This is a genomic window from Hymenobacter negativus (assembly GCF_017571495.1).
GTDB classification, from domain to species: Bacteria; Bacteroidota; Bacteroidia; order Cytophagales; family Hymenobacteraceae; genus Hymenobacter; species Hymenobacter negativus.
Window position 1 is genome coordinate 53226 of the sequence record NZ_JAGETZ010000007.1, and the last position, 13016, is coordinate 66241.

At 58.3% G+C, this 13016-nt stretch carries 14 protein-coding genes; 4 read left to right on the forward strand and 10 right to left on the reverse strand.

The window, feature by feature from the left end:
* Nucleotides 1–40 precede the first annotated feature (40 nt).
* The 4 genes from J4E00_RS15545 to J4E00_RS15565 all read right to left on the reverse strand — a co-directional run bounded on the left by J4E00_RS15545 (nucleotide 41) and on the right by J4E00_RS15565 (nucleotide 4733).
* A complete protein-coding gene (locus tag J4E00_RS15545; RefSeq protein ID WP_208176105.1) occupies nucleotides 41–2584 on the reverse strand; it encodes a T9SS type A sorting domain-containing protein in 2544 nt (847 codons plus the stop codon).
* 184 nt (nucleotides 2585–2768) lie between these two features.
* Complete coding sequence (locus J4E00_RS30280) at nucleotides 2769–3197, reverse strand: CsbD family protein (protein WP_410779756.1); 429 nt, start codon at nucleotides 3195–3197, stop codon at nucleotides 2769–2771.
* Between the two features lie 123 nt (nucleotides 3198–3320).
* Entirely contained in the window at nucleotides 3321–3929 is a 609-nt protein-coding gene (locus J4E00_RS15560; protein ID WP_208176106.1) for a hypothetical protein, read from the reverse strand.
* Nucleotides 3930–3959: 30 nt separating this feature from the next.
* Nucleotides 3960–4733: a hypothetical protein gene (locus J4E00_RS15565; protein WP_208176107.1), complete on the reverse strand. Its 774-nt coding sequence runs from the start codon at nucleotides 4731–4733 to the stop codon at nucleotides 3960–3962.
* Nucleotides 4734–4918: 185 nt separating this feature from the next.
* Between J4E00_RS15565 and J4E00_RS15570 the strand changes: the two genes are divergently transcribed.
* Complete coding sequence (locus tag J4E00_RS15570) at nucleotides 4919–6475, forward strand: hypothetical protein (RefSeq protein WP_208176108.1); 1557 nt, start codon at nucleotides 4919–4921, stop codon at nucleotides 6473–6475.
* 124 nt (nucleotides 6476–6599) lie between these two features.
* On the opposite strand, the gene J4E00_RS15575 is transcribed toward J4E00_RS15570, so the two are convergent.
* Nucleotides 6600–6989, reverse strand: coding sequence for a hypothetical protein (locus J4E00_RS15575; RefSeq protein ID WP_208176109.1), 390 nt, complete (start codon nucleotides 6987–6989; stop codon nucleotides 6600–6602).
* A 144-nt stretch (nucleotides 6990–7133) separates the two neighbouring features.
* Here J4E00_RS15575 and J4E00_RS15580 point away from each other — a divergent pair, with 144 nt between their 5' ends.
* The 3 genes from J4E00_RS15580 (at nucleotide 7134) to J4E00_RS15590 (ending at nucleotide 9780) form a co-directional block, all read left to right on the forward strand.
* Nucleotides 7134–7535: a hypothetical protein gene (locus tag J4E00_RS15580; protein WP_208176110.1), complete on the forward strand. Its 402-nt coding sequence runs from the start codon at nucleotides 7134–7136 to the stop codon at nucleotides 7533–7535.
* 119 nt (nucleotides 7536–7654) lie between these two features.
* On the forward strand, nucleotides 7655–8671 hold the full coding sequence (locus J4E00_RS15585; RefSeq protein ID WP_208176111.1) for a hypothetical protein: 1017 nt from the start codon (nucleotides 7655–7657) through the stop codon (nucleotides 8669–8671).
* 98 nt (nucleotides 8672–8769) lie between these two features.
* Nucleotides 8770–9780: a DUF3089 domain-containing protein gene (locus J4E00_RS15590; RefSeq protein WP_208176112.1), complete on the forward strand. Its 1011-nt coding sequence runs from the start codon at nucleotides 8770–8772 to the stop codon at nucleotides 9778–9780.
* A gap of 7 nt (nucleotides 9781–9787) precedes the next feature.
* Here J4E00_RS15590 and J4E00_RS15595 read toward each other — a convergent pair whose 3' ends face one another.
* From J4E00_RS15595 to rplM, 5 genes are all read right to left on the reverse strand, one after another.
* Nucleotides 9788–10126, reverse strand: a complete 339-nt coding sequence (locus J4E00_RS15595) for a hypothetical protein (protein WP_208176113.1) — start codon at nucleotides 10124–10126, stop codon at nucleotides 9788–9790.
* A gap of 84 nt (nucleotides 10127–10210) precedes the next feature.
* Nucleotides 10211–11047, reverse strand: a complete 837-nt coding sequence (tsf, locus tag J4E00_RS15600; RefSeq protein WP_208176114.1) for a translation elongation factor Ts — start codon at nucleotides 11045–11047, stop codon at nucleotides 10211–10213.
* A gap of 151 nt (nucleotides 11048–11198) precedes the next feature.
* Nucleotides 11199–11966 carry a 30S ribosomal protein S2 gene (rpsB, locus tag J4E00_RS15605; RefSeq protein ID WP_208176115.1) on the reverse strand — a complete coding sequence of 256 codons (768 nt, stop codon included), beginning with the start codon at nucleotides 11964–11966 and terminating at the stop codon, nucleotides 11199–11201.
* An 18-nt stretch (nucleotides 11967–11984) separates the two neighbouring features.
* Entirely contained in the window at nucleotides 11985–12371 is a 387-nt protein-coding gene (rpsI, locus tag J4E00_RS15610; RefSeq protein WP_208176116.1) for a 30S ribosomal protein S9, read from the reverse strand.
* Nucleotides 12372–12406: 35 nt separating this feature from the next.
* Entirely contained in the window at nucleotides 12407–12859 is a 453-nt protein-coding gene (rplM, locus tag J4E00_RS15615) for a 50S ribosomal protein L13 (protein WP_208176117.1), read from the reverse strand.
* Between the last annotated feature and the right edge of the window lie 157 nt (nucleotides 12860–13016).

A 13016-nucleotide genomic window follows, 5' to 3' on the forward strand; every position in this document is an offset into this window, starting at 1 on the left:
CGTAAGAAGATAAGTTAGGAAAGGAGGGACAATACAACTGCTACTCCACTACCACGCGGCGGGTAACGGGGCCGTTGGCGTACTGCACGCGCAGCACGTAGTGGCCGGCGCGCAGGGGCGAGGTGTCAAGCGTCAGCTCGGCTTGGCTCACGGCTTGGGCCAGCGCCACGCGGCCCAGGGCGTCGAGCAGCTCCACGCGCTGGGGGCGGCGGGCGGCATCCAGGGCCAGGTGGAGCTGGTTGTGGGCGGGCACGGGCCAGGCCTGGGTGCGGGCCGCCAGCGGCTGGTTCGAGATGCTCAGCACGTTGGCATCGAGCAGGCGTACGAGGCCGCCGATGGCTTGGCCGCCCACAGTGGTGAAGCTGCCGGCCGCCATGATGGCGCCATCGGCTTGTACCAGCAGGCGGTTGACAGCGCTGGCCGGCCCGTTGCTGGCCGTAAAAGTGGGGTCGGCCAGTCCTGGTGAGGTGATGCGGTCCAGGCCCAAAGAACTACTGCTGCCAAGGCCACCCAGCAGAATAAGGCCATTGGGCTGCACCGCCACGCTATTAATCTTGCTGAATGCGCTGAGGTAACCAGTGCCGCCAGCGGTGGGCTGGCCATCAACTGATAAGAGCTGCAGAAAGCTGGTCGACGTTGGACTGATACCACTTCGCCCCCCGACGTAAAGCCGGCCGGTCGCATCCTGGGCCAGCACAGTAGGAACACTGCCCGTAAAGTTATTGATGATGCCTGGGAACGGGGAATCGAACGAGCCATCGGCCAGAATGCGGAAGACCGAATAGGTGTTGGTGCCAGGCGCAGGAGTAGCTTCTCCTGCTATCACAATCTTGCCGCCGGGCTGCACCAGCATGTCCCCCGTAACGTAGTGGGGCATACTGACATCGAGCTGTCCGGTGGCGCCATCCAGAAAGTAAAGCCCGTTGACATCGACACTGGTAGAGCCATTGGCCAGCCGGAGCGACCCCGCTACCAGCACCCGGCCATCGGGGTGCCGTGCAATGTGCCGAACGGTAGTCCAGGCATCTGGGGAGGTGGTGAAGGGGGATGTAAAGCCCGTATCCAGCGTGCCGGATGGCAGCAGCCGGGCCACCGATGCGCGACTACTCCCGGCAATGCGCCCGAAGAACCCACCCACCAGCACCTTGCCGTCGGCCTGCACCAAGAGGCTGTTGACAGCGTTATCCGGTGCCATCGGAGCCGACAGCGCAGCATCGGGCACGCCGTTAGCACTCAGGTAGGCGAGGTAGGCAATGGGCTGCCCATCAATCTCCGTGAAGTCGCCACCGGCTAGATAGCTGCCATTAGCCAAGCGCACCACATCGTATACCTGCGCCGGCGTCAGCAGACTTGGCGCAAAGCCGGAATCGATGGCGCCATTGGCTTGTAGCAGGGCCACGCCCGTGCGCAAACCGCCAGTAGACGCGTAGCGAGATTGAGTAGCACTTACCAGCAGCTGCCCGTTCGCCAGCAGCTGCACACTGCTGATGAATGCCGACGCATCAGCCCGCGCGGTGTTGCTGAAACTGGGGTCGAGGGAGCCATCGGGCAGCAGTCGCACCAGCTCACCAACAGATGGCCCCGTGTAGGCACTCGCCTTAGTGTAGACCAGAATATTGCCATCGGGCTGCACCAACAAGGCTGGAGCGAAAGCGCTGTTAGAACTAAAGTTGAAGGCTGCGGAAGCTTGGAAACCAGTATCCACCACCCCCGAAGGCAGCAGGCGCATCAGCGGGAGCCAGCCGCCGGCGCTGTTGGCATCGCCGCCCACCAGCACCTTGCCGTCGGGTTGCACGGCCAGAGCGCGGGCGGTGGTATTTGATGGGATGGGGGACGTAAACGAGGCGTCTGGGGCGCCGGAAGCGAGCAAGCGGGCTACCCCCTGCCGGGGTAGCCCGTCTACCTGGCTAAAGTTGCCCGCCACCAGGATTTTGCCATCGGGTTGCAGGGCTACAAAGTTGACGGCCGCGTTGAGGCCAGTGCCCAGGGCGGTCTGAAAAGACGTATCCAGCGTGCCATCAACGTCAAGGCGCAGTAGGTTTCGCACTGTTATCCCATTGAGCTGCACATTGAACGTGCCGACTACCAGCAACTTCCCATCGGGCTGAGCCAGCACGTGGTTGAGGCCGCCTGCTTGCCAGGAACCCGTACCTGCATCGAAGCCTGCATCGGGCGTACCATCCGTATTGAGCCGCAGCAGGCGTTGCCGGGTCACGCTGCCCAAGCTAAGCGCGCCGCTGCTTGTAAGCAGCAGCTGGCCGTTGGGCAGCAGCACTACGTACTGCACCGTGCCTTGCAGAGCCTGCACATTGGTCTGAAAAACAGCATCAGACTGATTGCTAGCAGCCAGCAGCCGGGCCAGGCCCTTGGCTGGGCTTCCGCTAGCCCGCGTCATATCGCCGAGTAGCACGCGCTTCCCATCAGCCTGCTCAATGGCCTGCCGAACAACGGCGGGCTTATAAACTGACGTTGGCTGAAAACCAGGGTCGACGTTTGGGCCTTGCGCCCATGCCATTCCGCGTCCCACCAAGAGCAGTAGCAGTAAGACCCCTAAGCGTTGTAAGCGTAAAAAAATTGCTTTCATAAAGTAGAGAATAAGTACGGGCTCTGCGGAGCAAGAATGGCGCCGTATTTAGCAATATTATTGTGCTTACTGCTGGGCAGGTATAATAAAAAAGCCCCTCCTGATAAACAGGAGGGGCTTTTAATGACAAAGCAGTAGCGTGTGGAACTGGAAGGCGCTGCTACTTCATCGGGGGGATTTAGAACTAGAAATTCCGCTGAAACCAGGCTTTGATGTCGTCAACCGTTTCACCGGTTTTCTCCTGCAAGCGGCCAAACCACTCGTCCTGCTTGCCTTCCTGGTAAGTCAGGTCATCATCGGTGAGGTTTCCCCACTTTTGCTTGGCCTGGCCTTTCACCTGGTCCCAGTTGCCGCGGGCGCGCCACTCGGTACCAGTAGTCGAGGCCGTTGCGTTGTCGGTCTTTTCGTTGAACCAGTTCTTGATGTCATCAATGGCGTGACCGGTTTTCTGTTGAAGCCGGCCAAACCACTCGTCTTGTTTGCCTTCGTCGTAGGTAAGGTCATCATCCGTCAGGCCGGCCCATTTCTGCTTGGCCTGGCCTTTGATGTCGTTCCAGTTGCCGCGAGCCTTAAGCTCGGTGCTATCGCCGATGTTATTGTTGTTGATATCCATGGCTTAAAGAGTTTAGTAAGGAAATGTGGGTGGGACAGTAGGTGCAATTGTTGGGCTTGTACGCAGCCATTTTGGGCAGCGTTGGGGTTGGTGTCGGAATGCCGAAATTTTGCACACCGACGCCTAGGGCACGCTTGCCACCAATGCGCCAATCAGTACTACCCACACGCCAGCCCCCACGCCGTAGCCACCCCAGGCCCGGCCCCGCTTGCGGCGGTGTGCCTCTTCCCGGTAGGCATTGCTATACGCGGGGTCAGCCAGCAACTCCGGGTGCGGAGCGTGCAGGTTGCGCGTTGCTACTGCTGGCGTTGTTATCACGGCAGGCGCTATCAGTCCCAGCAGCGGCCCCGTGTAGAGGGTGGCACCCAGCGAGCCCCAAAACGGAGCTTGGTTGGTGTAGTAGCGAGCTGCATCTTGGCGGCCCTGCACGCGCCGTTGCAGGTCGCTCATGCCGGGCAGCAAATCATCTTTGTCCGGGCCGGCAACAGGGGCAATCGGGTGCAGTACTTCGCGGGTGCCGTTGGCGTAGCGCACCAGAAATACGTCGGCTGCTGCCAGGCGCAGGGTATCAGCACTCGCTGGCGGCAGGTAGCTCACCGTCACGGGCGAAATAGTGAGCACGCGGCCTACCACTTCACTGCCGTCGGTACGCAGAATGATATCAGTCGGCGCATTCTGAGCCCAAGTCATGCTGGGGCTGGCCAATAGCAATGCGAGCAAGAAACTTTTCATGATAACAATTTAGTAACCAGTGAAAAGTGCTTAGCGATGCCGGGCATTGAATCCCAGCATGAGGCTGACGCGGGCCCCGCCGTTGCCGGGCACCACGGCCAGGTTTATCGGAAAGTTGATGCCGTTGGATTTGAAAGAGGAGCCCACGGCCAGCACCAGGTTGGCGCCCAGCGGCGTCACGTTGGGGCCCAGGCCGAACTCAAAGCCCTTGGCCCCGCGAATGCCCAGCAGCCCGCTCACGCTGGGAATAAATTTGCCCTGCTCCAGGCCGCCCACCAGTGGTACCAGCTCCACTAGCCCGCTCAGGCCATTGGGTAGCCGGAAAAGGCGGTTTTCAAACTGCCAGCCAAACTGCGTGAGAAAAGGGTTGAGGTCGCCAATGTTTTCGCGGGCCTTGTCGAGCACCCCGCCCGACAGCACGGTGAAGCCTATCCGGGGTCCATCGAGGTGAATGGGCTCGTCGAGAATAGCATCGTCCGGCGACTGATTATTCGTAGGTACCTCGCCGGGAAAAGCCGTGTGGGCCGTACCTGCTGTTACAGGCATTCCTTGGGCCGCCGTGGGCGTGGTAAAAAGCTCCTTGGTGCCGTTGGCGTAGCGCACCATAAACAGGTCCGTTTTCCACACGCTGATGAGCGGGCCGTCGGGGTTGTCGGTGCGGCGGTAGCGGACTTCAGCGGGCGTGATTTCAATCACCTTCACGGCAATTTCCTCGCCGTTGCGCTTGGTGAGCATATCCTGGGCGCGGGCCGCGCCGGCCAGCAAAAACAGGCAGGGGAGCAGCAATAGTAAGCGTGTAAGCATCAGGCGAGGGGCTAAGCGTGAGTGTTGCCCAAAGGTGCGATGCTGTGTAATCCATTTTCAACCGTATTTTGCACGTTATCAGACGTTGCGTACACTGATTTTTGCTGCTCAATAGGCTGTAATTCAAATCAAATCGCGCTGATAAAAGGATATTGCAAATCAGTCAATAATATTCGATTGTTTATATGGATGACCTCCGTACTACGCTCCTTACCCTCAGCCCCGACGACCGGCGCGATTTTGGCCGCTTCATTCAGCGGCAGCGGCGCAAAGTGGCTGGCCGCCTCGATTCGCGCCTCTTCGAGCTGCTGGTGCGGGCCAAACCCCTCAAGCCCGAGCAGCTGGTGGCTCAGCTCTACCCCGACGAGCCCAACCCCGTAGCCTATTACGCGCTGCGCAAGCGCCTCATGCGCCACCTCACCGATTACCTGCTGCTGCGCCAGCGCCAGCTCGATAGTACGGCCGCCGCCACCGTGCGCGGCCACCTCACCCTGGCCCAATACCTGTTTGAAGCCGGCATTCCGCGTCTGGCCTGGAATACCCTGCGCAAAGCCGAAAAGCTGGGCCGCGAAAGCGAGCAGTATGAGCAGTTGAATGCCGTGTACAACCTCCAGATTCAGCACGCCGACTCGCCCCACGCCGAGCCGCTCGATGAAATCCTGCCCCGCTACCGCCTCAATAAGAAAGCCGCCGACGAAGAAGAGCGCGCCAATATTGCCGACAGCCTGCTGCGTCAGCGCCTGCGCGAAGCCCGCGTGCGCGGCCGCGCCGCAGTATCCGTCGATGATATTCTGCAAAAAATTCTGGCCGAATACGACCTCCAGGAAGCCTTTGCCCGCTCGCCCTCGCTGCTGAGCCGCCTCATGTCGATTACGCGCAATGCTATGCTGGTCCGGCGCGATTTTACCTCGTTCGCTGTCTTCATCGAGCGGTGCTACAAGCTGATGGAACGCCGCCATGGCTTTGCGCCGGCCCAGCGCGGGCACCAGCTTAAGCTGCTTTACATGCTGGCCCATGCGCTATACCGCTCGCGCCGCTTCGCCGATTCGGTGGCGTATCTGGAGAAAGCGCAGGCGCTGCTGGCCGCCGCACCGGGCCGCCAGCTTGCCGAAGGCCCCCGTTTTACCTTTCTGCTGGCTGCGAACTATGCCTTTCTGAGCCGCAACGCCGAGGGCATTCAGCTGCTCGAAAAAGTGTTGCGCGATGCCAAATCCCTCACCACCGCCGACGACCTCACGCTGCGTTTCCAGCTCTCCTTCCACTATTTTGCCGAAGGCAAATTTGCTAAAGCCAATCAGGCTCTGCTCAGCCTAGCCCGCACCGACCACTGGCTTGAGCAGCACCTGGGCCTGGAGTGGCTGCTGAACCGCAACATTGGCGAAGCCCTCATTCAGGTCGAGCTCAACAACCCCGAACTGGCTCTGAACCGCATAAAGGCCATTGAGCGCACCATCCGCGAGCAGTTCCCCGCTGTGCCGGCCGATGCCGAAGCGGGCACCGCCGCCGTGCCCCTGGGTGGCCCCTACATCCCCGTGCTCACCTACCTGGGCATGGTGCGCGAGCTACTGGAAAACCCCATTGCCGAGCACGACCATGATTTTGCCAATCGGGTATCGCACATCCCACACTTCATTTCGGAAGAGCGGGAGGACTTGCAGGTTATCAGCTTCTACTCGTGGCTGCGGGCCCGTACCCTGGGCCGGCCCTACTATGAGGTGCTGCTGGAAATCGCCAACGGCTAGCGCAAGTCATTTGGCACGAGTAGCCCAAAATGAAGTTTCGGGATTATAAGTGCCGCTTGCACCAAAGGCAAAAAAAGACCCAGACGCTGTAGCGTCCGGGCCGGGCCTTCCAAAAGCAGGGGAGTTACTTCTTAGCGGCTTCTTTCATGTTGTCTTTAGTTTGCTCAGCCGATTTGGCGGCAGCGTTGCCCATGGCTTTCATTTTGTCGCCAGCAGCATCCATTTTGGCATCCATCTTGGCACCAGCAGCATCCATTTTATCACCGGCAGCTTCCATTTTAGCGTCCATTTTGGCACCGGCTTCTTCCATCTTGCCTTCCATTTTGTCGCCAGCGGCGTCCATTTTAGCACCAGCTTCTTCGGCCGACATCGTGGCGGTCGAGTCCGTGGTTACGGTAGCAGTGGTGCCTTCGGGCGTAGTGGTGGTGGTTTCGGTGGTTTTGGTTTGCTCGCAAGCAGTGGCAGTGAAAGCAACGGCAGCAGCAACGAACAGCGTTTTAACGGAGAATTTCATGACTTTCTTGAAAAAAGGGGTGAGATGATGCCGTTAATCTGAACGGTGCAAAAAGGTAACCCGCTACCTTGCGTAAACCGGCCCGCTAACTTTTCTGGGCTGGCATGAGTATAGCCCCTTACGCTTTTTCTTTTTCGCATTTTCATGGATTCCACCGCCAACACACCGCAAACGCCCACTACGCCCGAAGTTCCCATGGCTGTGAGCGACCAACAAAACACCGCGCTGCTCGACGATACCCTCGCCTTTCTCGCGGCGGGTACGCCTACTAATTCCGGCCCGCAAGGCCGTAGCGAAGTAGAGCGCTGGACGGCAGTGCTAGCCGCTTCTGAACGCCCGGGCCTGGCCAAAATTAAGCAGGAGCTCAACCAGTTAGGCGAACTGCTGGCCGATAGCAAAACCCCCGCCCACGACATTGCCGAAATCCTGGCCAGCCTCGGCGCCGAAACCGCTAAAGTAGCCGATGATGCCGGCGGCGACTACGCTGCTCCGCTCACCAACCTGAGCAAGTTGCTCATCAAAGCCGGCAACACGCTCTCGCGCTAACCGCTCGATTTCGTAACCATTGTAGCGCGAACTTTGTAGTCCGCGTCCCCGCGCGCTGCCCGGAACATCCGGCTGGCCGTGTGGCGGCGCGGGCCACAAAGTTCGCGCTATTGCTTTTTATGCCCCAGCTCACTCCCGCCGACCTCTTGCCCTACGACCCCTTCGATGGCATGCGGTTCGGTCCCGAAACCTGCTTTCTAAGCGGCCAGCCCGTTGGCCCCGATGACACTGTGCCCGTTTTTGCCGAGTGGCTCCAGGCCCGCTATAACCTGGCCGACCGCCCCATGCAACTCCTCGACCAGCGCATCGTTCGCATGGCCGACCTGCGCATTCCCGCTGCACCGGCCGCCCGCCAGCGCATCGCCGACCTGGAAAGTAGGATAGAGGCCGCCAGTTTACAGGGCCCCGCCGCCCTCCGCGCCCTCGGCGATGACACGCTGTTTCTCTGGATGGGCAAAATGTTCTACGGCATCTTCATCACCGAGCTGCTGAATGAGTTCGAGCCGCTGATAAAGCCCAAGTATCCGCTGGCCGAAAACGCTGCGCTGGTACGTCGCTTCCAGGCCTTTTTCCAACTGCTACAAGGCCTGCGCGTGTCCACCGAGTACGCTGATTTTGTGCCTGGCTCCGTGTTCGTGCTCGAAGCCGACCCCACCGAGGACATTACGCCCTTTGAATACGACGACGACCTGAACACGCTCGTTTTCAGTATCAAGCTCGACAAAGCCGTGTTAGTAGCCTGCCTGGTCGACATCGGGCTGGTAGGGCAGGCCATGCGCAAGGTCTACGCCGATGCCCAGCGTCCGCTCCATCCCGTGCAAATTGCTGAGTTCAAAGCCCGCGTGTATTACGCCGCCCACTTGCTCAACGTAGTGCCCGACATCTACCCGCGCCACCCGCGCCCCGGCGATACCCACCTGGTTTTCGATGCACTCCTGGACGACGTCACCGGTACCATCTTCAACCCTTGGGAAAACAGCGCTTACACTCAGGCACTGGCCGAAATGTGGCACCGCTGGAACATCACCCTGGCTGATGTGGTGGCCAAACCGGCCCAACCGCTGACGCTGCTCTACGAGGAATCAGGCGAGCCCCGCAAGCTACAGCACTGGCCCCCAAAACCCAGTGAAGCATAAGCGTTGCCCATTATTCTATGACCTATTCAAGTGAAAATCATCAGGCCCTTCCTCACCACCCGAGAGGTGGCCGCAGAATTGGGCCCTTCCTCTGGGCAATGCTGGTTTTATTCCCCCTCACCAGTTGCCTGAAGCTCCTTAAGCCGCCGCACGATTTCGCCTACTATACTCCGTCGCCCGCACCCGACTACACCAATGCCAGCAGCTGGGCCGCTCTGCCTACCCACCAGGATTCCGGCCACGCCACGCCACGCAAAACCACCCTGCGCGACCAACAAGCCACTGCTGAAGCCGACGTTTTCTTCATTCATCCTACCACCTACTTCTGGCGCAAAGCTTGGAATGCCAACGTCAGCAACAGCCGCCTCAACCGCTATACCGACAAAAGCACCATTCGCAAGCAGGCCACCGTATTCAATGCTGCCGCCCGCATCTATGCGCCGCGCTACCGGCAGGCCACCCTCTATTCTTTCTTCGATTCCACCGCAAATACCAGCGGCCGTCAGGCCCTGAACCTGGCCTATTCTGACGTCCGTACTGCTTTCAAATACTACCTCGCGCACTACAACCAAGGCCGGCCCATTATCATCGCCGGACACAGCCAGGGTACCGACCATGCTACGCGCCTCCTCCACGAATTTTTTGATAACGACCCCAAACTGCGCCGTCAACTCGTGGCAGCCTATCTCATCGGCTTCAAAGTGAAGCCTCACGAATACCAAACCATTCGTCCCTGCCAGGACTCAGTCGCAACGGGCTGCTTCATAACTTACAACGCAGTAGCCACCGGCAACGATTTTCCACCCTTCCATCCCTTTGCCGTCACCAATCCCCTCACCTGGACCACGGATACCCTTCTGGCTCCCGCCAGCCTCAACCGCGGTGGCGTCAGCCAGCGCTTCAAGCGCATCGACCCGCACCTCACCGATGCTAAAATCCACCGGGGTCTGCTCTGGGTTACGCCCCCAAAGCCCGGCGGCTATCCCCGCTTCATCCTTCCTGGTGAATGGATTCTGCGTCATTCATACCACATTGCCGATTATAGCCTGTTCTATGTCAACCTCCGCGAGAATGCCCGGGCGCGGGTGCGGGCGTGGCAGCAGCGTTAGTGCCCAGTTACACCGATATCAAAATACTAATCAGGTAGCTCATAGGTACGGCCGCTCCCGCTGCAAAACTCAGCACATAATACCGCTTGCTTCTTATCAGCAAGTACAGCAGTGCCCCCATGTTGGCTACCAGTACCGCACCTAACAACCATTTGTAGCTGGCAGGAAGCGGATTTATCTGAAAGCCAGACCCTGCTGGTAGCACGATGTCCTGCGTAGCAAAATCAACGCCTGTACCCCACAGGTACGCCACTATAAATCCGTTTAGCAACAACGTGCCGATGAGTATGGCGAGTATAGCACCTACTCGTGCCAGCTTGCTGGAGCTTTGAATAGCAGCATTCATCGTTACAGAGAAAAGCCCCGCCGGCAAGATGCCGGCAGGGCTTTCAATTTAGCTAAAAATGGGGTGTTCAGCTAAAAACTCCAATTAAGCGCCGATAGCTACACGCTTGAAGTCCGATACCGTCATGCCTTTCGACTTGCTATCGAGCAGCTGGGCGATGGTCATCGAGCCATCTTTCACAAACTCCTGGTTCAGCAGAGTCTGCTCTTTGTAGAACTTGTTCAGCTTGCCTTGTGCAATTTTCTCCAGCATCGCCTCGGGCTTGCCTTCAGCACGCGCCTGCTCTTTGCCGATTTCGATTTCGCGCTCTACCGTAGCCGAGTCTACGCCATCTTTGTCAACAGCAACGGGCTTCATAGCCACAATCTGCATCGCCACGTCGCGGCCCACGGCAGCAACGTCGGCCGAGCCTACATTTTTCAGGCCCACAAGTACGCCTTTCTTGCTGTCGGAGTGGATGTACGAAGCAACTTTCTCAGCGGTCAGGGTCACGTAGGTGAGGTCCAGCTTCTCGCCGATTTTGCCGGTCAGGTCGGTGATGTGCTCCTGAATGGTCAACCCGTCGTCCTCTTTCACAGCCAGCAGTTCTTCTTTGCTGGTCGCGTTGGTACGCACGGCCGCATCCAGAATGCGCTGCACCAGCTCGCGGAAGTTAGCCACTTTGGCTACCGATTCAGTTTCGCAAGCCAAGGCTACCAGTTTGCCATTGGTGCCATCTTCGCTCACGGCCACGGCCACGAAGCCTTCCGACGTCGTGTTCTCAGCACGCTTGTCAGCGATTTTCTGACCAGCCTTGCGCAGAATGTCGCGCGCAGCTTCGAAGTCGCCATCGGCTTCGGTCAGGGCTTTTTTGCAATCCATCATGCCAGCACCGGTCATGGTGCGGAGCTTGTTTACGTCTGCGGCGGTAATAGCGGCCATTTGATGTAGCGCGGACTTTAGTCCGCGAATTAAGTGGATGGTTTTTTTGAAAAGGGTCGCGGATTAACAGTCCGCGCTACAAAAAGAAAAAGGGAACCTCCGGAGCCTAGACTACTCGAAGGTTCCCTTTTTTCAAAGAGCGAGGAAGAGACTATTCTTCGTCAGCAGCCGTTTTCTCAGCAATAGCAGCCTCATCGGCTTCTTTGCGGTCGGCATCTTCTTTGTCAACTTTGCGCTCCGACAGGCCTTCTTCGATGGCCTTGCCAATCACGCCAACAATCAGTTGGATGGATTTCGAAGCGTCATCGTTGGCAGGAATCGGGAATTGCACCAGCTCAGGATTCGAGTTCGTATCGCAGATAGCGAAAACCGGGATACCCAGTTTAGCAGCCTCTTTCACGGCGATGTGCTCGCGCTTCACGTCCACTACAAATAGCGCAGCGGGCAGACGGCCGAGGTCGGAGATACCACCCAGCACACGGCCGAGTTTCTCACGCTCACGCGACATCATCAGTTTCTCACGCTTTGCCAGTGCGGCGTAGGCGGTGTTTTCTTTCACCATCTTGTCGATGGTAGCCATCTTCTTCAGGCTCTTGCGAACCGTAGCGAAGTTAGTGAGCATGCCACCCAGCCACCGGTCGGTAACAAAAGGCATTTTCAAGCGCTCAGCTTCCGTCGTAACGATTTCCTGCGCCTGCTTTTTCGTGGCTACGAACATCACTTTGCGGCCGCTCTTCGCGATGTTGCGAATAGCTTGGGCTGCGTAGTCGAGCGAAACCAGCGTTTTGTTGAGGTCAATGATGTGGATGCCGTTCTTCTCCATGAAGATGTACGGCGCCATTTTGGGGTCCCACTTGCGGGTGAGGTGACCAAAGTGGGCACCTGCGTCGAGCAGGTCCTTATAGGTAGTCTGGGCCATGATATATTTCCTCCTGGATTAGCGTTTCGAGAACTGGAACGAACGACGAGCCTTGCGCTTGCCGAATTTCTTGCGTTCCACCATGCGGGGGTCGCGGGTCATGAAACCTTCCTTCTTCAAAGCAGGGCGGGTTTCTTCGTTGTCGCTCACGAGCGCCTTAGTGATAGCCAGACGGATAGCCTCGGCTTGTGCCGAAATGCCGCCGCCGCGCACGTTCACCTTGATGTCGTACTGGCCGACTTGCTCGAGGATTGCCAGGGGTTGGTTCACAACGTTTTCCAGCAACTCATTGCTGAAATACGACTTCATGTCCCGGTCATTGATAGTGATATTCCCTTGCCCGGCCTGCATGTAGATGCGGGCCACCGAGGTTTTTCTTCTACCAGAGGTGTTGGTAATTGCCATTTAGTGGAAAAATAAAAGCGTAAGCCGTCGTTGGCTTACAGGTTTTTCAGTTCGATTGCCACGGGCTGCTGGGCCTCGTGGGGATGCTCGGTACCAGCGTACACGTACAGGTTGCGGTACTGAGCGGCGCCAAGGCGGTTGCCTTGCAGCATGCCTTTCACAGCGTGCTCAATTACGCGGCGCGAGTCGCGGTTCATCTGCTCGCGCACCGTACGACGCTTCTGGCCGCCGGGGTAGCCCGAGTGCGTGATGTAGACCTTCTCGGTCATTTTTTTGCCCGTTACACGCAGGTTGTCGGCGTTGATAACGATGACATTGTCGCCGCAATCAGCGTTGGGCGTAAACGAAGGCTTATGCTTGCCACGCAGAATGTTGGCAATCTGCGAGCAAACGCGGCCCAGAGGGGCGACGCTGGCGTCTACGATAACCCAGCTCTTCTGGGCGTTGGCCTTACTGACGTGGGTCGTCTTGAAGCTCAGGTGGTCCATGAGTCGAAAAAAAGGTATGCTAAACTATTGAATAAGAGTACGGAGCCGATTGGGCTCCGGGAAAAACGGACACAAAGGTACTGATTTATCGGATAATAGCCAAACGTGGCGCAGTAGTTTTTCTGAAACGGCCTAACGGCTGGGCACCTACTTTTGC